Origin of the sequence: Streptomyces sp. NBC_00690 (genome assembly GCF_036226685.1) — a bacterium.
Taxonomy (GTDB): Bacteria; Actinomycetota; Actinomycetes; order Streptomycetales; family Streptomycetaceae; genus Streptomyces.
The window spans coordinates 3,445,304-3,471,911 of record NZ_CP109009.1; the positions used below are offsets into that span (position 1 = coordinate 3,445,304).

Genomic DNA, 26,608 nt, shown 5'->3' on the forward strand with positions numbered 1-26,608 from the left:
TGCACGTCCCCGCTGTGGAGGACTGCTGCCCATCGTACGTGACCAACGCGGGCGGGTGCCAGCGTATTCCGTGCGGCCTCGCCCGAAGGGCGCAGATCAGGCCCGCTGCTGGCGGCGCACCGCCGACATGACCTTGTCCGCCTCGCGCCGGTCCTGGCGCTCACGCATCGTCTGGCGCTTGTCGTACTCCTTCTTGCCGCGCGCCAGCGCGATCTCGACCTTGGCCCGGCCGTCCTTGAAGTACAGCGCCAGAGGAACGATCGTATGACCGGTCTCCTGGGACTTGGACTCCAGTTTGTCGATCTCCGCTCGGTGCATCAGCAGTTTCCGGCGGCGGCGCGCGGAGTGGTTGGTCCAGGTGCCCTGGCTGTACTCCGGGATGTGGACGTGGTGCAGCCACGCCTCGTGGGAGTCGATCTGAACAAAGCCGTCCGCCAGGGACGCCCGCCCCTGGCGCAGGGACTTCACCTCGGTACCGGTCAGCACGAGACCGCACTCGTAGGTGTCGATGATGTGGTAATCGTGCCGCGCCTTCTTGTTCTGCGCGATCAGCTTGCGCCCTTTTTCCTTAGCCATAGTGCGGCCATTTTCGCACTACGACCCCGTACCGAGGCCACTCAATACTGACTGCGCCTGTTCCTCGGCCCCCTCGTCGGCGGCGAGGTCCGGGGTGATGCCCTGTCCGTCGACGCTCTGGCCCGAGGGGGTGCGGTAGTGGCCGACGGTCAATTCGGCGACCGAACCGTCGGGGAGGGTGCTCGGCATCTGGACCGAACCCTTGCCGAAGGTGCGGGAACCGACCGTCACGGCCCGGCCCCGGTCCTTCAGCGCCCCGGTGACCAGTTCGGCGGCGCTCATCGTGCCCCCGTCGACCAGGGCGACCACGGGGCGTTCCGTATCGCCCCCGGGGTCCGCGTGGAGGGCCCGCTGCTTGCCCCGCATGTCGTAGGTGGCCACCAGACCGCCGTCGAGGAAGGCGGAGGCCGCGGCGACGGCCTCCGTGACCAGACCGCCGGCGTTGCCGCGGAGGTCGAGCAGCACCCCCGCGCCGCCGGGCGCGGCCCGCACGGCCTCCCGCACCCGGGCTCCCGAGCCCCGGGTGAAGGCCGCGACCTTGATCATCACCGCACCGCCCTTGAGCTTCTGCACGGTGACGGACTCGGTGGACAAAGTGGTGCGGGTCAGCGTCCTCGTCCAGTCGCGACCGGCACGCTCCAGACCGAGGGCGACGGTGGTGCGGTCCTTGCCACGAAGGAGGGCCACGACATCGGTGACGGGCCGGTCATCGATGACCCGCCCGTCAATGGCGTGGAGACGGTCGCCGGCTCTGATGCCCGCACGGTCCGCAGGTCCACCGGGCTGGACCTTGTAGACCTCCACCCGGCCATCCCCTGAGCGACGCGCCCACAATCCGACGCCGGTGTACTCGCCGTCCAGGGCCTGCTGGAACTTCTCGTACTCCTGCTGGTCGTAGACCGCGCCCCAGCGGTCGCCGCTACGGCTGACGACCTCTTCGGCCGCCTTCGCACCGGACTTGCCCTCGGCCACCGCCTCGGCGGCGGCACGCGCGACGGCCTCCTGTACGACGGTCGCACCTGCGGGGTGGACCGCGAGGGCACGGGGATGTTCCGCCTCGCCCTCCCGGGGCAGGGCGTTGGTGGCCGCAGCGGTCGCGAGAACGGTCGCAAAAACCAATGTCAGAGCCGCCCCGCGGCGAATGCGGCGGGGCGATGGACAGAATTCCGGGCCCGACATGGCGCTGAGTCTAGGACAAGCGAACGGCGTCGTACGGAGGTTGCCCCGCACGACGCACGGGGCGCTCGTCACACCTTGAGGTACTTGCGCAGAGCAACGAAGGCCGCAAGCGCGGGCATCACCAGACTGATGGCGAGAACGAGCGGCAACTTGGTGAATACGGCGTCCCAGCCGATGAATTCCACGAGTTGCATCTTCTCGGAGAGCGCAAGGCCGTTGTCGACCAGGAAGTAACGGCCCAGGAGCAGGAAGGCGCAGGCGACCGCACCACCGAGGAGTCCGGCGAAGGCCGCTTCCATGATGAACGGCATCTGGATGTAGAAACTGGACGCGCCGACCAATCGCATGATGCCGGTCTCACGCCTACGGCTGAACGCAGAAACGCGGACGGTGTTGACGATCAGCATCGTCGCCACGACCAACATCAGGGCCATGACGCACAGGGCCGCGACCCGCATCCCGTTCATCAGGGCAAAGAGGTTCTCCACGATGTCGCGCTGATCCCGTACGGAATGGACGCCCGCCCGACCGTCGAAGGCGGAGGCAACGACCTTGTACTTCTCCGGGTCCTTCAACTTGACCCGGAAGGAGTGCTGCATCTGGTCCGGGGTGATCGTGGCGGCGATCGGCGTGTCCCCGTACTCCTCCTTGTAGAGCTTGTAAGCGTCCTCGGCGGTCTCCTCGTGGATGGTCTCCACGATGTCCATCTTCTTGAGATCCGCTTTGATCTGCTGCTTCTGCTGCGTGGTGACGGCGCCCTTGGAGCACTGGCGCGGCGAGGTCTTCGCGTCGTTCTTGTTGCAGAGGAAGATCGAGACGTTGACCTTGTCGTACCAGAAGTCCTTCATCGTGTTGACCTGCTGACTCATCAGCAACGCACCGCCGAAGAGCGCGAGCGAGAGGGCCACGGAGACGATGACGGCGAAGGTCATGGTGAGATTGCGACGGAGACCGACGCCGATCTCCGACAGTACGAACTGGGCGCGCATCGCGTGCGTTCAGCCTTTCCTTGCTGCTCTTACTGACTCACAGCCCGCGGCCACGACCGCGGGCGGCTCAGTGCTGGTAGCCGTAGACGCCGCGCGCCTGGTCACGTACGAGACGTCCCTGCTCCAACTCGATCACACGCTTGCGCATCTGGTCGACGATGTTCTGGTCGTGGGTCGCCATCACCACGGTGGTACCGGTGCGGTTGATCCGGTCGAGCAGCTTCATGATGCCGACCGAGGTCTGCGGGTCGAGGTTGCCCGTGGGCTCGTCCGCGATCAGCAGCATCGGGCGGTTGACGAAGGCCCGGGCGATCGCGACGCGCTGCTGCTCACCGCCGGAGAGCTCACCCGGCATCCGGCCCTCCTTGCCGCCGAGGCCGACCAGATCGAGGACCTGGGGGACCGCCTTGCGGATTTCACCGCGCGGCTTGCCGATGACCTCCTGCGCGAACGCCACGTTCTCCGCGACGGTCTTGTTGGGCAACAGCCGGAAGTCCTGGAAGACGGTGCCCAACTGGCGCCGCATATGGGGCACCTTCCAGTTGGAGAGCCGGGCGAGGTCCTTCCCGAGGACGTGCACCAGCCCTTCGCTGGCGCGCTCCTCGCGCAGGATCAGGCGCAGGAACGTCGACTTTCCGGAACCGGACGAGCCCACGAGGAAGACGAACTCCCCCTTCTGGATGTCGAGCGTGACATCGCGCAGGGCCGGGCGGTTCTGCTTGGGATAGCTCTTGGAGACTCTGTCGAATCGGATCACGGGTGCACCACGGTCGGCCGGGAGTAGGTGTGCGTGACACTACGCGAACGCGGGTAGCAGAGGCAGCCAGCAGCCGGGGATGTGCGGTTTGTCCCGTACTTCAGCCATTACTTTGCCTCACCGAACCCATCGATCCGGACGAACGGGGAACGCGTGCGCCCTTATGCGGACTTTATGCGAGCGGACGGGGCGCGCCGAAAGGCGCGCGAGCTGGCACAGTGGTAGGGGAACAGTCGCGTTTCCTGAAGCGTTGTCCCAAAAGATCTGTGCTCACGGTCCGCGTCTGCGGCGCCGGCGCGCGGGAGGAGGAGAGCGCATGACCTATGACCGACTGGTGTGCGCCAACTGCGCGGCCCCCGTCACCGAGGGTCGCTGCCCGGTCTGCCGGGCGAACCGCGAGCGGCTCCAGCAAGAGGGCCCGTTCGGCGGAGTGAATCCGGCGACCCTGTTGACGTTGCTGGTGCTGCTCGTGGCGGCACTGGCCCTACTGGCGTCCCAAACGGCTTGAGGTCGCCGAAGCCTCCACAGTGCGCAGAAGGGCCCGGGGTGCTGTGCCACACCCCGGGCCCTTCTCACTGAGCGGAACCGTCCGGGTGCACCGTGTGGTGCGCTAGGACGGGTGTTCTGTGCATCAGCACCTGATGTCACGAATGTCGATCAGCTTTCGCTGACCGAGGTCAGACGCGCCTTCGGGTCAGAAGGCGCGTCCATACCTCATCCGGATCAGACTGCTGCACGCCCGCCGCCGACGAGGCGGGGCAGGAAACGGAAGCCGATGCCGCCGGCGATCATGGTTGCGGCACCGATGACCAGGTAGGTGGTCTCCAGGGCGCCGGTCTCGGCCAGCTCCTCCTGGGCCTTGCCCTGCTCGACCGGCTGCGAGCCCGCGTTGTTGGTGTCGGTGTTGTCGGTGCACTCGGCGCCGTCGAGGTCGACGGTGCAGGTGCCGGCGTCGCCGTCGTCACCCCCGCCTCCCGTATTGGCGCCCGTCGTCCCGCCCGGGTTCGTGGTCCCGCCGGGCTTCGTGGGGTTGGGGGTCGGGTCCGTGGGGCCCGGGTCGGTCGGACCGGGGTCGGTGGGACCTGGATCCGTGGGGCCGGGGTCAGTCGGGCCCGGGTCGGTCGGACCGGGGTCAGTGGGACCTGGATCCGTGGGACCGGGGTCAGTCGGGCCCGGGTCGGTGGGACCCGGATCCGTGGGACCGGGGTCAGTCGGGCCGGGGTCAGTGGGACCCGGGTCCGTCGGGCCCGGGTCGGTCGGACCGGGGTCAGTGGGACCGGGGTCGGTCGGGATGGTCGTCGGGTCCCCGGTGGGGTCACCGTCGAGCCGTGCGTCAATACCGATTCCAGCGTCGACGTCGGCGCCGACGGCCGAAGCAACACCCGCGGCGGTCAGCGACGCACCGGCAGCGATCACCGCGCCGGCGACGATCCGCGCCACGCGGATGCGCGTCTTCTTCGTCATGTAGCTGCTACCCCCAGTAGCTATTCGTCAAATAGTGCAGCGCGCCAGGGTGTCGGCTACAGGGAGTTGGACTCTTCCCCCGTCACACACGAGCCCCGGAAATGCGTCTGCCGCGCGTCAGCTTTCCCAGTTTTCGCGGACCCGTCAAGGCGGTTGCGCGTGCGATGTCCGGTATAAGGCGGCTTGCCTGACCAGGGGGGATACAACTGTGACACACAAGCAAACTGACGACCTATGAGCTAGGGATTGCCTTATCGACAAAGCGAGTGAAGGCCCAATGCACCACTTGCGAGCGCGAATTCAACATCAGCCCCGGGCAACCCCACCGACCCTGCGCCCTCGTGAGCTGCACTCACACACCGTCGAATGGGCTGAGGGCGTAACGCCACCATTCCCGCTACGCACCGTAGAAAGCCGGCAAGCGGAAACGATGCACCAACACCCCGAACTACGTACGGGCGCCCCGGGGTCCCGGGCGGAAGGTGCACTCGTACACGCATCGGTCGTTTCTTCGAAACCCGTTATCACGCAATGATGCCGACCCCTCGGAACTGAAGGGGTCGGCATCATGTTCTACGGCTACTCCGCGCAGCGCGCTCCGCGGACGACGCTACTCTGCGAACACTTCTTAGCGCTCCTGACGCTTCCGCCAGCGGATGCCCGCCTCCAGGAATCCGTCGATCTCGCCATCCAGAACGGCCTGCGGATTGCCGACCTCGAACTCCGTCCGGAGGTCCTTGACCATCTGGTAGGGGTGTAGGACGTACGACCGCATCTGGTTGCCCCAGGAATTGCCGCCGTCGCCCTTGAGCGCATCCATCTTCGCCTGCTCCTCCTGGCGGCGGCGCTCCAGCAGCTTCGCCTGAAGGACGTTCATCGCGCTCGCCTTGTTCTGGATCTGCGAGCGTTCGTTCTGGCAGGAGACGACGATGTTGGTGGGGATGTGCGTGATGCGGACGGCGGAGTCGGTGGTGTTGACGCCCTGACCGCCGGGGCCCGAAGCGCGGTACACATCCACGCGCAGCTCGGACTCGTCGATCTCGACGTGGTCGCTCGACTCGACCACGGGCAGCACCTCGACGCCCGCGAAGGACGTCTGACGGCGACCCTGGTTGTCGAAGGGCGAGATGCGGACCAGACGGTGGGTGCCCTGCTCAACGGAGAGGGTGCCGTAGGCGTAGGGCGCCTTCACCACGAAGGTGGTCGACTTGATGCCGGCCTCCTCCGCGAACGAGGTCTCGTAGATCTCGGTGGAGTATCCGTGTCGCTCGGCCCACCGCAGATACATGCGCTGGAGCCGCTCGGCGAAGTCCGAGGCATCGACGCCACCGGCTTCGGCACGAATGTTGACCAGGGCCTCGCGCTCGTCGTACTCGCCGGACAGAAGCGTGCGCACTTCCATCTCGTCCAGGGCCTTGCGGACATTGGTCAACTCGGACTCGGCCTCGGCGAGGGTGTCCGCGTCGTCCTCTGCCTCGGCCAGCTCGAAGAGCACGGCCACGTCGTCGATCCGGCTCCGGAGCGCCTCGGTCTTGCGCAGCTCGGCCTGGAGGTGCGAGAGCTTGCTGGTGATCTTCTGTGCCGCTTCGGGGTCGTCCCACAGCGACGGGGCCGCTGCCTGCTCCTCAAGCACGGCGATGTCGGCCCTCATCTTCTCAAGGTCCAGGACGGCCTCGATCGACCCCATGGTCGAGGAGAGGGACTTCAGCTCTTCGGATACATCGACGACTGCCACGGGTCCAGCGTAACGGCTGGCCGCGACATACCGGCCCGCGAGGGCTCCGCAGACGCTCTCAGGGGCTCGCCGGGCCGCCCGTGTCGGGGCGGGCCCGGCACAGAACAGAAGGTGTCGGTCCCTGTGTGGGCTGCGACCTAGGGCTCTGCGGTGGAGGACTTGGAGTCCTTCGGGGGCGATGCGGGCTCGCCGTCGGCGGTCGCCAACCAGCCGCCGATGCTCACCGCGGTGATGACCGCGAGCGAGGCCACACCGAGGGTGATCCGCCTCTTACGGACCGCGCTGGAACGGACGCCCGCCTTGCCCGGCTTGTTGCGGGCCGAGCCGGGGCGGGGCTGACCCGGGCTGCGCGGCGCACGAGCGGTGCCGTGTGCTCCGCCCGCGAGCTCGTCGGGGGCGGGGACGCGCATCGAGGTGTGGGTGTCCCGGTTGGAGTCGGCGGGTGCGGCACCGGGGACCAGCGGTACGGCGCCGCGTCGGCGGACCTCGCCAGGGGCCTCGGGCACTGGCTCCTCGTAGGAGTCCAAGGGCTGTTCGGAGTCCGGTTCGTCGACGTCGAGCGGCGGCAGGCCGGCGAGGAGCGGGAGCAGATCGCGCAGCAGGGTGCCCAGCTCGGACGCGCGCAGCCTGGAGGCGGGTGCCTTGGCCAGGCACTGGACGATCAGTTGCCACAACTCGTCCGGGATGCCGGGCAGCGGCACGACCGTCTCGGTGACATGGCGGCGCAGCACCGCCCCCGGGTGGCCGCCGCCGAAGGGGGTGAAGCCCGCGAGCAGTTCGTACAGGACGGTGGCGAGGGCGTAGATGTCGACCGCGGCCCGCGGTGGGAGTCCCTCGACTATCTCGGGGGCGAGGTAGTCCGGGGTGCCGATGATGCGGGTCGACTTGGTGCGGCCCGGGGTGTCGATCAGCTTGGCGACGCCGAAGTCGGTGAGGAGCGCGGGGTGGGCGCCGCCGGGGCCGAGTGCCCCTTCCATGTTGAGCAGGATGTTCTCAGGTTTGACGTCCCGGTGGACGACATGGGCGGCATGGGCCGCCGCGAGCCCGTCTGCGACGTCCGCGATGATCGCGACGGCGGCTTCGGGGGCGAGTCTGCGTTCCCGGTCGAGACGGGTGCGCAGATCGGTGCCCCGGACGAGGTCCATCACCAGGGCGAGGTCATTGCCGTCGACGACGAGGTCGTGGACGGCGACCACGCTGGGGTGATCGAGGCCGAGCAGGGCCGTGCGCTCCTGGACAAAGCGTCCGACCAGTTCTTGGTCGGAGGCGAGGTCCTCGCGCAACAGCTTGATGGCGACGGGGCCGTCAGGCCCTTCACCTGCCCAGACCGTGCCTGCGCTGCCGCGACCGAGGATCTGGTGAGCCGTGTACCGGCTGCCGATGTTCCGTGCCAAGACTGCTCCCTCAGCGGCTGGCGTTGTCCATAAACGTACGCGTGGTGAGGGCACCCGCGCGCCCCGGATGGCACCAACCTTCACTTCCGCGGGTGGTTTTTACCCGCGGAAGTCGACAAAACCACTCGGCAGCCGCTGGCTGCGGCTACTGGCCGCTGCCCGGGTCGGAGGTGCTCGGCTCGTTCGCAGCCGGGTCGGACGCGCCGAGTTCGTTCACCCAGTCCTTCACACTGGTGATGCCGTCACCGATCGCGGTCCAGAAGCTCTTGCCCTCCGCGATCCAGCCTTGAACCGGAGTGAGCTCCCAGATCATCCAGCAGACGACGACCAGCATGAACACCGAGAACAGACACCCCTTGAGGCAGCCGAGCCCGGGGATCCGCATGGGGTTGGCGCTGCGCTGCCGGGGCGGGCGCGGAGCGGGCGGCTGGGGCTGCTGGGGTTGTGGCTGCGCTGGCTGAGGTGCGTAGGGCTGGGGCGCGTACTGCTGGCGCTGAGGGGGCTGGGGACGCGGCTGCTGGCGCTGAGGGCGCGGCTGCTGACGCGGCTGGGGCTGGGGCTGCGGCGGCGCGTACTGCTGGTGGGGCTGCTGTGGCGGTTGCTGGGGCGGCTGCTGCGGCTGACGCTGGGGGCGGCGGCGCAGCGGGTCCTGACTCGGGTCCAGGTACTGGACCTGCGTCTGGTCATTGCGATCGCGGGCGGCTTGGAGCTGCGACTGCCAGGGGTGCGGGTCCTGAGCGCCCGGGGTGCCTTCGGGACGCGGGGGCACCGGCGGCATCACCGAGGTCGGATCGGGCGCGCCACCGCGCGGGAGCACGCTCGTGGGGTCGGCGGCGCCCGCAGGGGAGCCGGTCTGCTGCATGACGCTCGTAGCGGCGTTCGGGTCGTAGCCCGCCCGGGGGCCGCTCGGGCTACCGCTGGGCAGTACCTGCGTCGGGTCGGCTGCGCCCGGTGTCTCGGGAACCCGGGTGGGTGAGGGATCGGGAGCCAGCAGGGCGGCGACCCCGAGGGCGGCGTCGACCTGGGCGCCGGTGGAGTGGACCCCGACACCTGCGGCCACGGTGCGCAGCGCACGGGCCAGGTTGACCGCGCTGGGGCGCTCGTCGGGCTCCTTGCGCAGACACCGCTCCATCACCGTCCACAGCGGCTCCGGCACGGTGGTGGGACGGCGCGGCTCCTCGCTGAGGTGTCGGTGGAGCACTTCGAGCGCACTGCCACCGGCGAACGGCGGCCGTCCGGTGACCAGCTCGTACATCAGGATGCCGGCGCCGTAGATGTCGACGGCTGAGGTCTGGGGACGGCCTTCGGCCGACTCGGGCGCGACGTACGCCGGGGTGCCCACGAACTCATGGGCCCGGGTCAGGCCCGGGGAGTCGGCGAGGCGGGCGATGCCGAAGTCGGTGAGCATCGGGTGCATCTGACCGTCTGCGTCCGTCTTGAGCAGGACGTTCGCCGGCTTGAGGTCGCGGTGGACGACTCCGTCGGCGTGACTGGCCGCGAGGGCGTCGGCGACCTGTGCGGTCAGCAGGGCGGCCGCGACCGGGGTGAAGGGGCCGTTGTCCCGGAGGTGGCGGTGCAGGTCCGGGCCGTCGATGAGGTCCATGACGAGGGCGAGGAGGTCACCCTCGACGACCAGGTCGCGGGTGCGCACGATGTTGGGGTGCGTCAGCCGGAGCAGGACGGAGCGCTCGCGCAGGAAGCGCATCACGACGTCCGGGTCGTTCGCCAGCTCCTCCTTGAGGACCTTGATCGCGACCGTCTCGCCGGGCTGGCCCGGCACCGCCGCTTCGGCGCCCGCGGTCTCGCGCTGCCGGGCACGCCAAACGGTGCCGGTGGCTCCGCGGCCGAGTGGCTGCTCCAGGAGGTACTTGCTGCCTACAGGCCGCACGTCATGCGCTCCCTGCTGATCGTGGTCCTTGCGTGGTCCGGGCCCACGGTGGCGCCGCCCGGGTGTCCGACCCACTTTAATGCCGGCCAACAAGTCGCCGGTCGGTTGTCCACAGGTGTTCCTTCGCAGGACCCGTCCTGCGGCGCACCGGCGGGTTCACGCCGGTCGCGCCGTGTGCGGCTACACCGGGGTCGTCCGCAGCAAAGACGCCGGAGCCGCACGGAAGGTTGCCGACGGCGCATGTCGTACCCGAACGCAGGGACCGGCAGACAACACCACAGTGTCCGTCCTGGACCCAACCAGGCACTTTTCCGCCCGGATAGGATCATTCAAGATCACTTATCGCCGGTTGCCGGGCGCGTTGTCAGATGCAGGTGCGAGGATGCCCCCAGCACGGAGCCGTGGGACGGGAGCCCTCGTGTTCCGTGCCGACCTGCCGGGTGGGGGCCATCGGAGGCGGCTCCCCTGCCGGGCACCCCGTGCTGAAGGGATTGCAGACGGCGATGCAGATCCGGCTGACCGTTCTCGCGCCACGCGGCGGGCAGTCCGCGACGGTGGCAGGAGCCGTCGCAGGACAGGCCGGACCGGCCCGTGCCCGCGCTTGCGACGTGCTCGTCACCGCACCCGCCGGGACGGCCCTCGCCGCCGTGGCGTCCGGTCTGGCGACCGCCGCCGCAGGCTCCGACATATCCGGTGCCGCCGTCGTGCTGTACGCCGGACAGGAACGGCTCGACGCGCAGCGCCGCATCCTCGGCGAACCACCACTGGTGGACGGCGCCGTGCTGTCCCTCCAGTTCCCGGGTGAGGCAGAGCCCCCCGGAACGGACGCATCCGCGCAACTCCACGTCGTCGCCGGTCCGGATGCCGGCGGGGTCCACCTCCTGCACGGCGGACAGATCAGCGTGGGGCGCTCCGCCGACGCCGACGTACCGCTGGACGACCCCGACGTCTCCCGGCTGCACTGCTCGGTGACGGTCGCGGAAGACGGCCGGGTCACCGTCGCCGACCTCGGCTCGACCAACGGCACCACCCTGGACGGCAGACCGGTCGGCTCCCGCCCCACCCGGCTCAGCACGGGCGCCCTGCTGCGGCTCGGCGAGTCCGCCCTGCGGCTGGCGCCGGGCACCCCGGCGCCCGCACTGCCGACCGACCCGGACGGCGAGGGACACCTGCGGGTCCCCGACCCCGGTTGCGCACACCTCACCGACGACGACCCGAGCCGGGCCGAGCACCCGGAGGCGACGGAAGGCGGCGGGCAGCACGGCGAGCCAGGACCGGCCGGAGCGTTCGCGCCCCCAGGGCGAGTGCCAGCGCAGTTCACACCCGAGCAACCCGCGACAGCCGGCTCGCCCCCTCCCCACCTCCTGGACCTCGAACCGTCCGACCACCCCGAAGGACCGCGCGGACCCGGCCACCACGAGGTGCGCGGCGGGCGCAAACGCGGGATAGGGGCGTGGGCGCGGCGACTGACGGGTGGCAAGGAGGGTACGGAGGGCGCCGCAACTGCCGACGCTCCCCCACCGTGGCCGCCAGCGGGATCCGTGCCCGCCGCCCGGTCGGAGCGGCCGGGCCCGGCCGCGGCCGAGCGCTGGCCCGATCCCGCTGCCGTCCTGCTCACCGCACTCGGACCCGGCCCCCGGCTCTGGGAGCGCGGCCCGGGACACCCCGAGTCCCTGGTTCTGCGACTCGGGACCGACGACCGCGACGGACTGCCCTCCGTACCCGTCACCGTGGGACTCAGGGAGGCCGGCTCTCTGGGGCTCGCCGGGCCGCGCACGCGGCTGGCGGGGCTCGCCCGCTGGGCCCTGGCGCAGCTCACCGCCGCCCACTGCCCCGCCGAGCTGGAGATCGTGCTGATCAGCGCGGATCGCTCGCGCAGCCTGGAGGAACGCCGCGCGGAGTGGGCCTGGCTGGGCTGGTTGCCACATCTGCGCCCGGCCCGCGGCCAGGACTGCCGGCTCCTGCTGGCCTACGACCGCGAGCAGGCCGCCGCGCGTACGGCCGAGTTGACGCGCCGGCTCGACGACGGCCCGTGGGGACCAGGTTGGCCCAGTGCCGACCCCCAGGCTGTGGCGGAGGCCGCCGCGCACCACGTCGGCGGGCACACCGTCGTCATCGTCGACGGGGACCCGGGTTCCGCCGCACTGCGGGAGGCGACGGCGCGGCTCGCAAGCGTCGGCAGGGCCACCGGAATCCATCTGATCGTGCTGGCGGAGACCCCGGCCGCATCGCCGAACTCACCGATCGCGGCGACCTACGAGACGGCGTGCGCGGCCTCGCTCGCCTTCCGTGAGTGCGGAGCGGTCGCCATGCTCAGCGGAGATGTGGCGACGGCACTGCGACTGTTGCGGACGGCCGGTGGGCTACCGGCGGGCCAGGGCACGCTGGCCACGGTGGACGCCGTGTCGGCGGCCTGGGCGGAGCGCTTCGCCCGGGCGCTGGCGCCGCTGCGCACCGAAGGGCCCGCGGGAGCAGACCCGGGCACCGGACGAGCGGCTGCCGCCCTGCCCCGCTCGGCCCGCCTGCTGGACGAGTTGGGGCTCGCCCGTGCCACGCCCGCCTCGCTGATGGCACGTTGGGCATCGGCCGCCGACGTACCCCCGCAGAACGGCAGGTCCGCGACCGATCAACCGGCAAACAGGTGGTCGGACGGGACCGCGGTACTGGGTGCGGGTCCTCGGGGGCCACTCGCCGTGGACCTCGTCAAGGACGGTCCCCATCTGCTGATCGAGGGGCCTCCGGGGAGCGGGCGTACGGAACTGCTGCGGTCCATCGCCGCGTCCCTCGCCGCCAGCGCCCGCCCCGACCGCCTCGGTCTGCTGCTCGTGGACGGCGCGGGCGGTGAGCGCGGCGACGGCCTCGGCGTCTGTACCGAACTGCCGCACGCCTGTGAGCACCTGATCGCCAACGATCCGGTGCGGATGCGCGCCTTCGCCCAGGCGCTCGGCGCGGAGCTGAAGCGGCGGGCGGAGATCCTCGGGTCCACAAACTTCGCCGATGAACGGTCGAGCGGGCGTACGGCTGGCCAGCGCCCGTCGGGCACCCAGGGGCAGTTTGCCCCCTCCTATCCGCCCGCGGCTGCCCCCGGAACCTCCGCCCGTGGAGACCTCGAATCCCCTCCGAGCGGCACCCTGCGGCTGCGCCCCGGTGGTCGGACCCCGACCGCTCCCACCGCCGAACGACCGCTGCCCAAACTGGTGGTGCTGGTCGACGACTACGACGCGCTGGTGGCCCCCGCGCTGGGCAGTACCGGGCGCCCGGCGGCCGGTTCGGTGGTGCGGGCGCTGGAGGCCGTGGCCCGTGACGGCGAGCGGCTCGGCGTCCATCTGGTCGCCACCTCGGCCCGTCCCGAGTACACCGCCGACACCGAGTTGGCCCGCGGGACGCGGCTGCGGGCCGTCCTGGATGCGCCGCCGGCCGCACCGGGCCCCCAGGAGCCCACCCCGGGGCGGGGTCGCCTGAGACACCGCGACGGGCGGGAGACACCGTTCCACAGCGGCCGGGTCACCGGGCGCATCCCTCGTACGGCCACCTTGCGCCCCACTGTCGTCCCCCTGGAGTGGGAGCGGATGGGAGACCCGCCGACCCGCCGTCCCGTACGCGAGTTGGGCAACGGGCCAACCGATCTCGCCCTGCTGGCGAGTGCGTTGGAGCGGGCCGCCAGCCTGGTGGACGCACGAGCCCTGCCGCCGCTGACTCCTGTTCATCCTTGACGGGCACGTATTAAAGCCCTTCGAGGGGGCATGACGTCACAGGGGGATCACAAAAGCCCGCCGCGGCCCGACGGCGGTATTGCGACGCTGCTGGACCCGGCGTAGACCTGTCGCTCAATGGGAACGCACGCAAGAGACGGGGCAGCAATGCACACAACTCTTCGTACGGGCAGGGCCACGGCGGTATTAACCGCGGTCGTCGCGCTCACGGTGGCTGGATGCGGTGGCGATGGCGGGGGAACTCCAAAGAAATCTGGCGAAGCCAAGGACACCGCGCCCACCTCGACGGTTCAACTTCCCCAACTGAAGGGGGAGAAGGTCGAAGTCGCGGCCGTCTGGAGCGGGCCCGAGCAGGAGAATTTCGTCAAGGTCCTGGACGAGTTCGAGAAACGCACGGGGGCCGAAGTCACCTTCGTCCCGGCACAGGACCCGATCGTCAATTTCCTCGGCACCAAGATCGCCGGTGGCAGCCCGCCCGATGTGGCGTTGCTGCCCCAACCGGGCGCCATCCAACAGGCGGTACAGCGCGGCTGGGCCAAACCCGTCGGGTCGGCGGCCAAAGCGGAACTGGCGAAGAACTACTCGGCCGGCTGGCAGAAGATCGGCCAGGTGAAGGGCGAGCAGTACGGCGTCTACTACAAGGCCGCCAACAAGTCGCTCGTCTGGTACAACAGCGCCGCTTTCGACAATGCGGGTGCCAAGGAACCGAAGACCTGGAAGGAATTCCTGACCACCGCCGAAACCATCTCGGCATCGGGGGTCACCCCCGTCTCGGTGGCGGGCGCTGACGGTTGGACGCTGACCGACTGGTTCGAGAACATCTACCTCTCGCAGGCCGGGCCCGAGAAGTACGACCAACTCGCCAAGCACGAGATCAAGTGGACCGATCCTTCCGTGAAGGCGGCACTGACGGCCCTGGCGCAACTCTTCGGCAAGCCGAGCCTAATCGCGGGCGGGGCCAGCGGTGCGCTCCAGACCGAGTTCCCGGCATCCGTCACCCAGACGTTCACCGGTGGTGACCAGCCCAAGGGGGCCATGGTCTTCGAGGGTGACTTCGTCTCGGTCAACATCGCCCAGACGGACGCCAAGATCGGCACGGATGCCAAGGTCTTCCCCTTCCCCGCGGTGGGAGCACAACCACCGGTCGTCACGGGCGGGGACGCGGCGGTGGCGCTGAAGGACAGCAAGGGCGCCCAGGCGCTGCTGACCTTCCTGGCCTCACCCGACGCGGCGGCGATCTCGGCCGCGGCGGGGGGATTCCTCTCGCCCAACAAGGCGCTGGACCCGGCCGCGTATCCCAATGACGTACTCCGCGACATCGCAAAGGCATTGATCGCATCGGGCGACGATTTCCGATTCGACATGTCGGACCAGATGCCGCAGTCCTTCGGCGGTACTCCGGGCAAGGGATTCTGGAAGGCCCTTCAGGACTTCCTCAAGAATCCGAAGGACATCACGGGTATTCAGCAGCAGCTGGAGTCCGAAGCGGCCAAGGCGTACCAGGGCTAGGGGATGTCCACCACGGCTCCGGCGGGGGGTCCGGCACGACCGGACTCCCCCGCTCCGCAGCGTAAGAGCGTGATCGGGACCCGTGCATTGATGGCGGCCGGCTTTCTGCTGCCCGCACTGGTGCTTTTGGGCGCGCTCGTGGTCTACCCCATCGGGTACTCGGTTCACCGTTCGTTCTTCGACCGGTCCGGCGAGGCATTCGCGGGATTCGACAACTATGTGGAGATCTTCACCGACGAGAGCATCTTCACCGCGGTGAAGAACAATGCGATCTGGGTGGTGGTGGCTCCGGCCGTCGCCACCGTACTCGGATTGATCTTTGCCGTACTGACGGAACGCGTCCGGTGGGGCACCGCGTTCAAATTGATCATCTTTATGCCCATGGCGATCTCCATGCTCGCCTCGGGCATCATTTTCCGACTGGTGTACGAACAGGACCCCGACCGCGGGGTCGCCAATGCGGTCTGGGTGGGCGTGCACGACACCTTCGCCGAGTCGTCGGTCTTCCCGCGGGCCCGCCCCCTCCCGGTGCATCCACTCAGGGCCGGAGGCGGCGGTTCCTTCGTCACCAAGGAGCCGGTGTCCGCCGGTACGCCGGTACTGCTGCCCCTGGTGGGGGTGGCCCCTGCCGTGATGCCGGAGGACGCCCGGCCGGCGAAGGCGCTCACATCGGCGTCGGACGGGAAGATCGAGGGCACGGCCTGGCTGGACTTCACCCGCGGTGGGGGCGGCAAGCCGAACGTCGTCGACGGCACGGAGCTCGGGCTCAAGGGCCTCAAGGTGGAGGCGGTCAAGGACGGAAAGGTCGTCGCCTCGGCGCGGGCCGGCGCGGACGGCACGTTCGCCCTACCAGCCGCCGCCGAAGGAGCACAGCTCCGCTTGCCCGCGGAGAACTTCCGGGAGCCGTACAACGGGGTCGATTGGCTCGGCCCCTCGCTGGTGACCCCCGCGATCATCGGCAGCTACGTCTGGATGTGGGCCGGCTTCGCGATGGTGCTCATCGCCGCGGGGCTGGCGAGCGTGCCGCGGGAACTGCTGGAGGCGGCGCGGATGGACGGCGCCAACGAGTGGCAGGTCTTCCGCCGCATCACCGTGCCCCTGCTGGCCCCCGTCCTGGGGGTGGTGCTGGTGACGCTGATGATCAATGTGCTGAAGATCTTCGATCTGGTGTACATCATCGCGCCGGGTTCGTCCCAGGACGACGCCAACGTGCTGGCGCTCCAGCTCTACCGCTCATCGTTCGGCACGGACTCGCACCTCGGCCTCGGCAGCGCCATCGCAGTGCTTCTGCTGCTGCTGGTGCTCCCCGTGATGTTCGTGAACATCCGTCGGATGCGAAGGGAGAGCCGCCGATGACCTCGAAGGCCCCGAAGACCTCCGCCGGCGATGGGGTGAAGGCCCGGCAGTCACTCCCGGCACGGATAGCCGCCATGACCGGCGGCGGTGCGATGCGGATCTTCCTCGTCCTGGTCGGGCTGTTCTGGCTGATGCCCACCTTCGGACTGCTGGTCTCCTCGCTGCGCGACCCCTCGGACATCGCCGCGAGCGGCTGGTGGCAGGTGTTCAGCCAGCCGGCCCAACTCACGGCGGAGAACTACGAAAGGCTCCTGTCGAACGAGGCGATCACCGACTCGCTCTGGGCGAGCGTGGCGATCACCGTGCCGGCGACCGTCCTGGTGGTGGTGATCGGCGCGCTGGCTGGATACGCCTTCGCCTGGATGGACTTCCCCGGCCGCGACTGGTGGTTCATGGCGGTGGTGGCCCTGCTGGTGGTCCCGGTGCAGGTGGCCCTCGTACCGGTGTCCAAGCTCTTCGGTGACATCGGGATCTTCGAGACCACGCTCGGCGTCATCCTCTTCCACGTCGCCTTCGGACTGCCGTTCGCGATCTTCCTGCTGCGGAACTTCTTCGCGGAGATCCCGCGGGAGCTGTTGGAGGCGGCCCGGTTGGACGGCGCCGGCGAACTGCGGCTGTTCGCACAGGTGGTGATGCCGCTCGGAGCACCCGCCATCGCCTCGCTCGGGATCTTCCAGTTCCTCTGGGTGTGGAACGACATGCTGGTGGCGCTGATCTTCGCCGATTCGGAGAGCGCGCCGATCACGGTGGCCCTCCAGCGGCAGGTGCGGCAGTTCGGGAACAACATCGATGTACTGGCGTCCGGGGCGTTCTTGTCGATGGTGATTCCGCTCGCCGTGTTCTTCGCGTTCCAACGGCAGTTCGTCTCGGGGGTGATGGCGGGAGCCGTGAAGTAGGGATCGGTCCCGGCGTCCCGGGGCGGGAGGTCTCGCCGCCCGTCGGTGCGCACGTCCCACAGGCGGCGCGCACCGTATCGGCGTTCGATGCGCGCCACCTCTCGGGGAAGGGTCCAGCGGCCTCGGACCCCTGGACTGAGGCGATCCGTCGATGACATCCGGACGACGGACCTCATGACAGGGTGAGCTCTGCCCACACCCGTTTGCCCCAGTCCAACTGCTCGGTGCCCCAGCGGCACGACAGCGCGGAGATCACTGCCAATCCGCGCCCGCGTTCCGCGTGTAAATCGGCCTCCCGCATCACGGGCAGTCGGGGGGAGGCGTCGAGGACCGCCACCCGGACCGCCGACCGTGTGGGCCGTGAGACGACGACGTGAATCACCCGGCACCCGGAGTGCTCCACGCTGTTGGCGACCAGTTCGCTCGCCACCAGTACGGCAGAATCCGTCAGCTCCGCCAGATCCCACTTCTCCAGCGCGTCCATCACCAGGACCCTGGCTCTACGCACCGACTGCGGTACCCCGTCGAGCACTTCGCTGTAGCTCGGACATCCGATGGGTACGGATTCTGCTTTCGTCATCATGGGAGCCTCATGACAGGTGGGGGGCGCGGGGGGAACCCGCTTCCGCCTGGGCGGGGGCTGAGGGCGGAAGCGGGGACGGCCGCCTGGCAGGGGCAGCCAGGGGCTCATACAACCGCTTCGGCATCCGGTCAGGGCAGGAAAAACCGGGCGGGGCTGGTCGCGTGCGACCGGAAATTTCCAAGCCGAGTAGCGGAACGGAAGCCTCAACAGCCACAGGGAGAACCGCTACCGTGAACCCCGTGACTGCCAACGTCCGCTTGAAAACAGCGGTGGAGGAAGCAGGGTTCACCCAGGCCGAATTGGTCGAGAAGCTGAACGAGCAGCTGAGGACCGCAGGCCATCGGGGCACAGTGAGCGACAGGACCGTCCGCTATTGGCTGACCGGAAAATCCCGCTGGCCGCACCCGCGCCAACGGGCCGCGTTAGAGGCAGTATTCGGGCGTCCGACCGTCGAACTCGGCTTCGTTCCACCGGAGGGCCCATTGCTCCGCCGCACCTTCCTCGCCTCCACCACGGCCACAGCGGCCGGGTCCGCACTGCCCGCCACCCCGGGCGCAACCGGCCGGGTGGGCACATCGGACGTGGCCAGACTGCGCGCCAGTCTGGACGGTCTGATGGCACTGGACGATGCGCGCGGCGGCCATGCCGCCCTGGAGAGAACCGCCCTCGCCGGGGCGTCCGAGTGTCTGGGCAACCAGAGCCGGGCCAGCTCCCAGCGCGTACGGCAAAGACTCCTGGGACTCGCCGCCGACTTCACGGCGACAGCGGCCTGGTCCAACATCGACGCGCGTCACCTCGGTCGGGCACAGAGCCAGCTCAAAGAAGCGCTCTACCTGGCGCGGATGGCCGACGACCCCACCACCGAGATGCGGGTGTGGAACTCCGTGGCCATGCTGGCGCACCAGCGCAAGGAGCACGGAGCGGCCGTGGATGCCGCGCACGCGGCACAGGCCACCGGCATCACCCGGCGCGATCCACTGTTCGCCTCCCTGGCCCACGCCCGTACCGCGATCGGCCATGCGAACAAAGGCGATCGCCAACCCGCCCTGCGCTCGCTCGGATTCGCCCAGGACCTGTTGGGCAAGGCGGATGCCCATACGGCACGACCGTCCTGGATAGCCTTCTACGGTCCCGCCGAGTTACACGCCCTCAGCGCGATCGTGCAGGACCGGCTCGGTGACGCCGCCGAGGCGGAGGCCGCATCGCACCGGGCCCTGGCGGTACTGCCGGACCAGTTCCGCCGCAATCGAGCGCTGACGACCGCGCGCCTCGGACTCGCCCAGCTCCACCAGGGGGACACCGAGCAGGCGTGCGACACGGCGTCGTCCGTCTTCGAGCTGATGGCCGGCGGACAACTGCCGGGACGGATGCGCTCGCTGATGGGCGACTTCTACCGCGACCTCATGGAGCAGGCACCGACCAGTGCGGTGGCGCGCTCCTGGGGCGACCGCTACCGCGACCAATGGAGTCGATCGTGAACGTCGAGCTGCGACGGTACGGACACGGCGATCTTCCGGGCATCCGACAGGTGCTGCTGGACGTCCACGCCGATGCGTACGCCGAACAGGCGGGCGACCCCTTCGTCCAGCGCTTCCCCTGGTTCGTCGACCACTGGGGCGGCAATCCGGACTTCGCCTGCGTCATCGGCTACGAGGGCCGGGAGCCGGTGGGCTTCGTCTACGGCGCGCCCTCGGGCAACGGCCGCGAGTGGTGGCGCGAGCACCTGCCCGCCACTCCCGACAATCCGTCGACCTTCGCAGTCTCGGAGTTGATGGTCCGACCGCGGTGGCGCAAGACGGGGGTGTCGGCCCGTCTGCACGAGTCCCTGCTGAGGCAGCGCGGGGAACACATGGCCGTGCTCCTCGTCGACACCACGCATCCGCGGGTGCAGGCGCTCTACGAGTCCTGGCAGTACCGCAAAATCGGCGAGCGGCGACCGTTCCCCGATGCGCCGCTGTACGCGGTGATGCTCCGAGCGCTGCGCTGAGCCCTGTTCTGATCTTGTGGGCGGCCCGTTCCTGTAGACGGCCCCGTCCTGGTGGGCCAGACGTCCGGCCATGGGCCATACGTCCGGCGCCGGGCGATCCCACGAGGCGCCTCCTCTCGGAGGCCCGCTGTCTTCGCACGGCCTAAGAAATAGCGAGGAAATACCCCAAAGCGGGCTAAGGTGCGGGCTGATGACGTCCCCTCGGATCGCCCCGCTCCCGGTCGGCCACCCCCTGTCCCTCGGACCGAGGCAGCCTCCACCGGACCGAACCGCCCGCCGGAACGCCGTCCTGCTCGCAGGTGCCTGGACGATCACCCGGATCGGCCTGGTCGTCCTGCTGCTCATCGACCACATCGGCGACTCGGGATTGGCGGGCGAGGTGCACACCCTCTACCGCCACTGGTACGAGCAGCTGAGCCAGGGCGCCTTCCCCCTCGACGACCCCACCTGGCAGTACCCGCCCGGCGCCGCACTCGTCTTCCTCGCTCCCGCGCTGGTGCCGTGGCTGACGTACTTCCAAGCGTTCGTCGCACTGATCCTCCTCGCGGACGCCGTCATCACCTGGGCACTCGCCCGCGCCGGGGGCCAGGGCGCCTGGCTGTGGGTGGGCGGACTGCCGCTGCTGCTCCACCTGCCGCTCGCCCGCTACGACGTTCCCGTCACCGCGGTCGCCGTGCTGGCGCTCCTCGCCCTGCGCCGGAACCCGCGTACCGGTGGAGCGCTCGCCGGGATCGGCGCCATGATCAAGGTGTGGCCGCTGCTCACCATCCTGGGCACGCCCCGCGGACGTACCACCCGGGCCGTCTGGTCATCCGCCGCCGCATCCGCGGCCGTGCTCCTCTTCGTTCTGATGTTGGGATTCAGCCATCCCCTCAGCTTTCTCCAGCAGCAGGGCGAGCGGGGGGTGCAGATCGAGTCCCTTGGTGGAACCGTGCTGCAACTGGCACGGCTCAGCGGCTGGGGTGGCGAGGTCCGCTTCCAGTACGGGGCATTCGAACTGGTCGGCCCATACACCGCCGAGGTGGCGCGGCTCTCCCTGCTGCTGAGCGTGTTGGCGCTGGGATGGCTGGTGCTCTGGCGTGTCCGGGCACGTCACTGGGACACGGCCACTCCGCTGGACGCCGCGTTCGCCGCCGTCCTGCTGTTCACCGTCACGAGCCGGGTCATCAGCCCGCAGTACATGATCTGGCTGCTCGGCCTCGCTGCGGTCTGTCTCACCTCGCGGCGCACCACACAGCGTTCCGTCGCCCTGCTGATGCTGCCCGCGGCCTGTCTGACCGCCCTGGCCTTTCCACTGATGTACGAGGACGTGGTGGCCGGTACCCCGCTGGGCTGTCTGTTGATGGTGCTCAGGAACGGTCTGCTCCTCACCGCCGCGGTGCTGTCCTGTCACCGGTTGTGGCGGGCGAGCGCATGACCGCAGGGGCACCCCGTGGGCCCGGGGCGCCCCTGCGGTCGGCCAGGAGCGGCCGTCAGCTCAGCTGTGCGTCCGCAGCAGTTGGCGCATGGTCCGCATCGCGACCGACAGGTTCGCCAGGTCGAAGGTGTCGGACCCTTGGATCTCCTCCAGGGTGCCGCGAGCCCGGGCCAGGATCGATGCGTTCTGCTCCTGCCACTGGCCGAAACGCTCCTCCGGGCTGGAGCTGCCGTTGCCCACCGAGAGCACATCGGCGGTGAGCATGGCATGGGCCGCGTACAGGTCCTCACGGATGGACGCACGGGCCATGGACTGCCAGCGGTCCTCACGCGGCAGTTCGATGATCCGGTCCATCAGCTGGGTGATCCGCAGCCGGTCGGCGAGGTCGTAGTACACCTCGGCGACCGCCATCGGCTCCTTCTGCGTCCGGTCGGCGATGGCCACGATGTCCAGAGTGGGGAAGGCCGAGGAGAACCCGGCCACCCGGGCGGCCAACTCCTCGGGCACGCCCGCCTCGGTCAGCTCCTTGAGGATGCCGTGGTACCAGTCCAGGTCCTCGCCCCGCAGCATCTTCGCCAGCTGCCCCCAGACCTGCTCCACTCGCTCGGAGAAGAACTCGACCGTCTCGGCCAACTCCAGCGGCTGCGGACGGTTGCCCAGCAGCCAGCGGGTGCCACGCTCGACCAGCCGCCGCGAGTGCAGCCGGATACGGGTCAGAACATCAGCCGCGACCTTGTTGTCGAGGCCCTCGACCGCGTCCCAGACCGCGCTGAGGCCGAAGATCGCACGGGCGGCCGTCTGTGCCCGTACGACCTCCTCGATCGAGGCTCCGGTCTCTTCGCGCAGTCGGTGCAGGAAGGTCGAGCCGCCGGTGTTGACGGTGTCGTTGACCAACACGGTGGTGATGATCTCCCGACGCAGCGCATGGGCGTCGACGGCCTCGGGGTACTTCTCGCGCAGCGGCTTGGGGAAGTAGGCGTGCAGCAACCGGCGCAGATAGGGATCGTCCGGGAGCGAGGTGACGATCAACTCGTCAGCGGTGGTGATCTTGGTGTACGCCATCAGAACGGCCAGCTCGGGCTGGCTGAGACCCTTGCCGCCGTTGAGCAGCTCCCGGATCTGCCGATCGGTCGGCAAGAACTCCAGCTCACGGTTGAGCGCGCCGTCCCGACCGAGCCTGCGCATGTACCGCTGGTGGGCGTGGAGCAGGGAGGATGCCTGGGCGACCGCGTTGGAGAGTGCGGTGTTCTGGGCGTAGTTGTTGCGCAGCACGAGCGCGCCGACTTCGTCCGTCATCTTCGCCAGCAGTTGGTTGCGCTGCTTGACGGTGAGGTCACCGTCCGCGACCAGACCGTTGAGCAGGATCTTGATGTTCACCTCGTGGTCGGAGGTGTCCACACCGGCGCTGTTGTCGATGGCATCCGTGTTGACCCGACCGCCGATGCGGTCGAACTCGATACGGCCGAGCTGGGTGAGCCCCAGATTGCCGCCCTCGCCGACGACCTTGACCCGCAGGTCCTCGCCATTGACGCGGATGGCGTCATTGGCCTTGTCGCCCACATCCGCGTTGGACTCGCTGGACGCCTTGACGTACGTCCCGATTCCGCCGTTCCAGAGCAGGTCCACCGGGGCGTGGAGCACGGCGCGCATCAGCTCGGCGGGGGTGATCTTGGAGACCCCGGCTTCGATGCCGAGCGCCGCGCGCATATGGGTGTTGACGGGGATCGACTTGGCGGTACGGGGGTGGATGCCGCCGCCCGCCGACAGCAGTTCCTTGTTGTAGTCGGCCCAGCTGGAGCGGGGCAGTTCGAAGAGACGACGGCGCTCGGCGTAGGAGGTGGCGGCGTCCGGGTTCGGATCGATGAAGATGTGTCGGTGGTCGAAGGCGGCCACCAGCCGGATGTGCTCGCTGAGCAGCATGCCGTTGCCGAAGACGTCGCCGGACATGTCACCGACGCCGACGACCGTGAAGTCCTCGGTCTGGGTGTCGTGGCCGAGTTCGCGGAAGTGGCGCTTGACGGACTCCCAGGCGCCCCGGGCCGTGATGCCCATGCCCTTGTGGTCGTAGCCGGCGGAGCCACCGGAGGCGAAGGCGTCACCGAGCCAGAAGTTGTAGGCGACGGCGACCTCGTTGGCGATGTCCGAGAACGAGGCGGTGCCCTTGTCGGCGGCGACGACGAGATAGGTGTCGTCCTCGTCGTGGCGCACGACGTCGGCCGGCGGAACGACCTCACCCGCGACCAGGTTGTCGGTGATGTCGAGCAGCGCCGAGATGAACGTCTTGTAGCAGGCGACGCCCTCGGCGAGCCAGGCGTCCCGGTCCACGGAAGGGTCGGGAAGCTGCTTGGCGACGAAGCCGCCCTTGGCGCCGACCGGGACGATCACGGTGTTCTTCACCATCTGCGCCTTGACCAGGCCCAGGATCTCCGTACGGAAGTCCTCACGCCGGTCGGACCAGCGCAGACCGCCGCGGGCGACCTTGCCGAAGCGCAGGTGGACGCCCTCGACACGCGGGGAGTACACCCAGATCTCGAACGCGGGGCGGGGCGCGGGCAGATCGGGGATCGCCGTCGGGTCGAACTTCATCGACACATAGCCGTGGTACGCGCCGCTGTCCGCCTTCTGGAAGAAGTTGGTGCGCAGCGTCGCCTTGATCACGGTGAGGAAGGAGCGCAGGATGCGGTCCTCGTCCAGGCTCGCCACCTGGTCGAGCGCACCGTCGAGCTCCTCCATCAGACCGTCGGTCAGCTCGGTTCCGGCGCTCTGCCGGCCGGGCGACATCCGGGCTTCGAAGAGCGAGACCAGCAGCCGGGTGGTGTGGACGTTGTTACGGAGGGTGTCCTCCATGTAGTCCTGGCTGAAGGTGGCACCGGCCTGACGCAGATACTTGGCGTAGGTGCGCAGCACCATCGCCTGACGCCAGTTCAGCGCGGCGCCCAGGACGAGGGAGTTGAAGCCGTCATTCTCCGCCTCTCCGGTCCACACGGCGGCGAAGGCGTCCTGGAAGCGCTCGCGGGCGTCATCGGCGAGGTGGTCGCCGTTGGTGCGAGGCATCCGCAGACCGAAGTCGTAGATCCACACCAGGGAGCGGTCGGAGCAGCGCAGCTCGTAGGGACGCTCGTCGACGACCTCGCAGCCGAGTCGCTGGAGGATCGGCAGCACCGCGGAGAGGGAGACCTGCTCACCGGTTCGGTAGATCTTGAAGCGACGCTCCCCGGGGCCGGCGCCGACCGGCTCGTAGAGGGAGAGCGCGAAGTTACGGCCAGAGTCGGTGAGGGCTTCCAGGTGCACCAGGTCGGCGACGGCGGAGCGCGGCGAGTGGTCGGCCTTGTACCCCTCGGGGAGGGCGTTGCCGTAGCGGCGCAGCAGTTCGGCGGCGCGCTCCTCGCCCAGCTCGGCGTTGAGGGCATCGGAGAAGCCGTCCGCCCAGGAACGGGCGGCCTCGACCAGCCTGGCCTCGATGCGCTCGGTGTCGGCATCGGTGAGGTGGGGCAGTTCGGTGCCGGGGGCGACCCGGACCACGAAGTGGATGCGGGAGAGGATCGACTCCGTGTTCCACGCGGTGAAGTCGACGCTGGTGCCGCCGAGCTCCTCCTTGAGGATGTCGATCAGCCGCAGCCGTACGCCCGTCGTGTAGCGGTCACGCGGCAGATAGACGAGGGCGGAGTAGTAGCGGCCGTACTCGTCCTGGCGGAGGTAGAGCCTGAGACGACGGCGCTCCTGGAGGTAGAGCACGCTGGTGGCGATGGTGCGCAGCTGGTCGACGGGGGTCTGGAACAGCTCGTCGCGCGGGTAGGTCTCCAGGATCTGGAGCAGGTCGCGGCCGTCGTGGCTGTTGGGCGAGAAACCGGCGCCGTCGAGGACTTCGGCCACTCGGCGGCGGATGACGGGGATGCGACGGACCGACTCGGTGTACGCGGCGGACGAGAACAGGCCGAGGAAGCGCCGTTCACCGATGACGTTGCCGTCGGCGTCGAACTTCTTGACGCCGACGTAGTCGAGGTAGCTGGGCCGGTGGACGGTGGCGCGGCTGTTGGCCTTGGTCAGCACGAGCAGCTTGTGCTCGCGGGCCTTGGCGCGAGCGTCCGCGGGAAGCCTGCTGAACGAGGGGCTGACCGGGTGGTCCTCGTCCTCGCTGTGGTGCGGGTCGGAGCGCAGGATGCCGAGTCCGGTACCGGGAACCGCGGCCAGGGCATCACCTTCCGTGAGTGTGTACTCCCGGAACCCCAGAAAGGTGAAGTGGTCGGCCGCCAGCCACCGCAGCAGCTCGCGCGCCTCGTCGACCTCCTGGTCGGCAAGGTCGTCGGCGGTCGGCTCGGTGGGGAGCTCATCAGCGATGCGCAGCGCGGCTTCGCGCATCTTCTCCCAGTCCTCGACGGCTTCGCGCACATCGGAGAGGACCCTCAGGAGGTCATTGGTGATCTGCTTGAGATCGGCGCGGTCCGTCTCGCGATCGATCTCCACATGGATCCAGGACTCGATCAGCGCATCGTGCGGAAGGTCCTTGGGGTCCCTCGGCCGCTTGACCGTGGGCAGTACCTCGATCAGCTTGCCCGTGATGTCGCGACGCACCGTGACCTGTGGGTGGATCACCACATGGATGCCGCGGCCCTGGCGCGAGAGCTCGTTGGTCACCGAGTCCACGAGGAAGGGCATGTCATCCGTGACCACCTCGACGACGGAGTGGCTACAGGTCCAGCCGTTCTCCTCGACCGTCGGGGTGTGGACCCGCACATTGGCCGTTCCCTGGGGACGGTCCTCAGCCAGTCGGTAGTGGGAAAGCGCCGCTCCATAGACATCGACCGGATCGCGGTCCGCAAGGTCCTCGGGGGCGGTGTGCAGGTAGTAGCGCTGGAGGTAGCTGAGCAGAGTGTCCCGATCTGGACTCTCGCCCTGCTCCTCCCCGGCGGGATGATGCACCCCGCCAGGGCTGTTCTCAGCTACCCGGGCAGCCCGTGCGAGCAGCTCGGCCTTGGCTTCGTCCAGCTTGGTCTGCATGTCCTCTGGCTCCTGTCGCGCGCCGTTGCGTGACGTAGGTGAAAGAAGCGACGCAACGCCACGACACGGGGTGTCCGGTCGGGGTCGACGTTATGCCGCGATGAGAGTTGCCCGAGCCGGAATCGACAAAAATCAACAATCGGCAAGGGGCTGGGGGATCGGCGACT

Annotated in this window: 18 protein-coding genes; 8 read left to right on the forward strand and 10 right to left on the reverse strand. The window is 69.1% G+C overall.

Annotated elements, in window-relative coordinates; genetic code table 11:
• Nucleotides 1-96: 96 nt before the first annotated feature.
• The 4 genes from smpB to ftsE all read right to left on the reverse strand — a co-directional run bounded on the left by smpB (nucleotide 97) and on the right by ftsE (nucleotide 3,501).
• The gene (gene smpB / locus OID54_RS15145) at nucleotides 97-576 is read right to left on the reverse strand and encodes an SsrA-binding protein SmpB (protein ID WP_329019679.1); all 480 of its coding nucleotides are present in this window, start codon (nucleotides 574-576) and stop codon (nucleotides 97-99) included.
• An 18-nt stretch (nucleotides 577-594) separates the two neighbouring features.
• Nucleotides 595-1,755 (reverse strand): S41 family peptidase, encoded by a 1,161-nt coding sequence (locus tag OID54_RS15150; RefSeq protein ID WP_329019682.1) that lies wholly within the window; start codon nucleotides 1,753-1,755, stop codon nucleotides 595-597.
• A 68-nt stretch (nucleotides 1,756-1,823) separates the two neighbouring features.
• Entirely contained in the window at nucleotides 1,824-2,744 is a 921-nt protein-coding gene (gene ftsX, locus OID54_RS15155; RefSeq protein ID WP_329019684.1) for a permease-like cell division protein FtsX, read from the reverse strand.
• A 67-nt stretch (nucleotides 2,745-2,811) separates the two neighbouring features.
• On the reverse strand, nucleotides 2,812-3,501 hold the full coding sequence (ftsE, locus tag OID54_RS15160) for a cell division ATP-binding protein FtsE (RefSeq protein ID WP_329019689.1): 690 nt from the start codon (nucleotides 3,499-3,501) through the stop codon (nucleotides 2,812-2,814).
• Between the two features lie 316 nt (nucleotides 3,502-3,817).
• On the opposite strand from ftsE, the gene OID54_RS15165 reads away from it, so the two are divergent.
• Nucleotides 3,818-4,009 (forward strand): hypothetical protein, encoded by a 192-nt coding sequence (locus tag OID54_RS15165; protein WP_329019691.1) that lies wholly within the window; start codon nucleotides 3,818-3,820, stop codon nucleotides 4,007-4,009.
• Nucleotides 4,010-4,224: 215 nt separating this feature from the next.
• On the opposite strand, the gene OID54_RS15170 is transcribed toward OID54_RS15165, so the two are convergent.
• From OID54_RS15170 to OID54_RS15185, 4 genes are all read right to left on the reverse strand, one after another.
• Entirely contained in the window at nucleotides 4,225-4,965 is a 741-nt protein-coding gene (locus OID54_RS15170) for a hypothetical protein (protein ID WP_329019694.1), read from the reverse strand.
• A gap of 628 nt (nucleotides 4,966-5,593) precedes the next feature.
• Nucleotides 5,594-6,700, reverse strand: a complete 1,107-nt coding sequence (gene prfB, locus OID54_RS15175) for a peptide chain release factor 2 (RefSeq protein ID WP_329019699.1) — start codon at nucleotides 6,698-6,700, stop codon at nucleotides 5,594-5,596.
• A gap of 137 nt (nucleotides 6,701-6,837) precedes the next feature.
• The gene (locus OID54_RS15180; RefSeq protein ID WP_329019702.1) at nucleotides 6,838-8,094 is read right to left on the reverse strand and encodes a protein kinase domain-containing protein; all 1,257 of its coding nucleotides are present in this window, start codon (nucleotides 8,092-8,094) and stop codon (nucleotides 6,838-6,840) included.
• Between the two features lie 145 nt (nucleotides 8,095-8,239).
• A complete protein-coding gene (locus OID54_RS15185) occupies nucleotides 8,240-9,982 on the reverse strand; it encodes a serine/threonine-protein kinase (protein ID WP_329019705.1) in 1,743 nt (580 codons plus the stop codon).
• A gap of 503 nt (nucleotides 9,983-10,485) precedes the next feature.
• On the opposite strand from OID54_RS15185, the gene OID54_RS15190 reads away from it, so the two are divergent.
• The 4 genes from OID54_RS15190 to OID54_RS15205 all read left to right on the forward strand — a co-directional run bounded on the left by OID54_RS15190 (nucleotide 10,486) and on the right by OID54_RS15205 (nucleotide 17,456).
• Nucleotides 10,486-13,695, forward strand: coding sequence for an FtsK/SpoIIIE domain-containing protein (locus tag OID54_RS15190; protein WP_329019708.1), 3,210 nt, complete (start codon nucleotides 10,486-10,488; stop codon nucleotides 13,693-13,695).
• A 147-nt stretch (nucleotides 13,696-13,842) separates the two neighbouring features.
• Nucleotides 13,843-15,204 (forward strand): ABC transporter substrate-binding protein, encoded by a 1,362-nt coding sequence (locus tag OID54_RS15195; RefSeq protein ID WP_329019712.1) that lies wholly within the window; start codon nucleotides 13,843-13,845, stop codon nucleotides 15,202-15,204.
• 3 nt (nucleotides 15,205-15,207) lie between these two features.
• A complete protein-coding gene (locus OID54_RS15200) occupies nucleotides 15,208-16,560 on the forward strand; it encodes a carbohydrate ABC transporter permease (RefSeq protein ID WP_329019714.1) in 1,353 nt (450 codons plus the stop codon).
• Entirely contained in the window at nucleotides 16,557-17,456 is a 900-nt protein-coding gene (locus OID54_RS15205; RefSeq protein WP_329019717.1) for a carbohydrate ABC transporter permease, read from the forward strand. Before OID54_RS15200 ends, OID54_RS15205 begins: the two co-directional genes overlap by 4 nt.
• A 172-nt stretch (nucleotides 17,457-17,628) precedes the next feature.
• Here the strand turns inward: OID54_RS15205 and OID54_RS15210 are convergent, their stop codons facing one another.
• Entirely contained in the window at nucleotides 17,629-18,039 is a 411-nt protein-coding gene (locus OID54_RS15210) for an ATP-binding protein (RefSeq protein ID WP_329019720.1), read from the reverse strand.
• Nucleotides 18,040-18,278: 239 nt separating this feature from the next.
• Between OID54_RS15210 and OID54_RS15215 the strand changes: the two genes are divergently transcribed.
• From OID54_RS15215 to OID54_RS15225, 3 genes are all read left to right on the forward strand, one after another.
• Nucleotides 18,279-19,517, forward strand: a complete 1,239-nt coding sequence (locus OID54_RS15215) for an XRE family transcriptional regulator (protein WP_329019723.1) — start codon at nucleotides 18,279-18,281, stop codon at nucleotides 19,515-19,517.
• Nucleotides 19,502-20,026: a GNAT family N-acetyltransferase gene (locus OID54_RS15220; RefSeq protein WP_329019726.1), complete on the forward strand. Its 525-nt coding sequence runs from the start codon at nucleotides 19,502-19,504 to the stop codon at nucleotides 20,024-20,026. Before OID54_RS15215 ends, OID54_RS15220 begins: the two co-directional genes overlap by 16 nt.
• Nucleotides 20,027-20,216: 190 nt before the next feature.
• On the forward strand, nucleotides 20,217-21,443 hold the full coding sequence (locus tag OID54_RS15225; RefSeq protein ID WP_329019729.1) for a glycosyltransferase 87 family protein: 1,227 nt from the start codon (nucleotides 20,217-20,219) through the stop codon (nucleotides 21,441-21,443).
• 60 nt (nucleotides 21,444-21,503) lie between these two features.
• Here OID54_RS15225 and OID54_RS15230 read toward each other — a convergent pair whose 3' ends face one another.
• Nucleotides 21,504-26,441, reverse strand: a complete 4,938-nt coding sequence (locus OID54_RS15230) for an NAD-glutamate dehydrogenase (RefSeq protein WP_329019732.1) — start codon at nucleotides 26,439-26,441, stop codon at nucleotides 21,504-21,506.
• Nucleotides 26,442-26,608: the final 167 nt, after the last annotated feature.

Excerpts from the sequence above, each read along its gene's own strand:
- smpB (WP_329019679.1), bottom strand. The coding sequence starts at position 576 with ATGGCTAAGGAAAAAGGGCGCAAGCTGATCGCGCAGAACAAGAAGGCG.
- OID54_RS15150 (WP_329019682.1), bottom strand. The coding sequence starts at position 1,755 with ATGTCGGGCCCGGAATTCTGTCCATCGCCCCGCCGCATTCGCCGCGGG.
- ftsX (WP_329019684.1), bottom strand. The coding sequence starts at position 2,744 with ATGCGCGCCCAGTTCGTACTGTCGGAGATCGGCGTCGGTCTCCGTCGC.
- OID54_RS15165 (WP_329019691.1), top strand. The coding sequence starts at position 3,818 with ATGACCTATGACCGACTGGTGTGCGCCAACTGCGCGGCCCCCGTCACC.
- OID54_RS15170 (WP_329019694.1), bottom strand. The coding sequence starts at position 4,965 with ATGACGAAGAAGACGCGCATCCGCGTGGCGCGGATCGTCGCCGGCGCG.
- OID54_RS15190 (WP_329019708.1), top strand. The coding sequence starts at position 10,486 with ATGCAGATCCGGCTGACCGTTCTCGCGCCACGCGGCGGGCAGTCCGCG.
- OID54_RS15195 (WP_329019712.1), top strand. The coding sequence starts at position 13,843 with ATGCACACAACTCTTCGTACGGGCAGGGCCACGGCGGTATTAACCGCG.
- OID54_RS15200 (WP_329019714.1), top strand. The coding sequence starts at position 15,208 with ATGTCCACCACGGCTCCGGCGGGGGGTCCGGCACGACCGGACTCCCCC.
- OID54_RS15205 (WP_329019717.1), top strand. The coding sequence starts at position 16,557 with ATGACCTCGAAGGCCCCGAAGACCTCCGCCGGCGATGGGGTGAAGGCC.
- OID54_RS15210 (WP_329019720.1), bottom strand. The coding sequence starts at position 18,039 with ATGATGACGAAAGCAGAATCCGTACCCATCGGATGTCCGAGCTACAGC.
- OID54_RS15220 (WP_329019726.1), top strand. The coding sequence starts at position 19,502 with ATGGAGTCGATCGTGAACGTCGAGCTGCGACGGTACGGACACGGCGAT.
- OID54_RS15225 (WP_329019729.1), top strand. The coding sequence starts at position 20,217 with ATGACGTCCCCTCGGATCGCCCCGCTCCCGGTCGGCCACCCCCTGTCC.
- OID54_RS15230 (WP_329019732.1), bottom strand. The coding sequence starts at position 26,441 with ATGCAGACCAAGCTGGACGAAGCCAAGGCCGAGCTGCTCGCACGGGCT.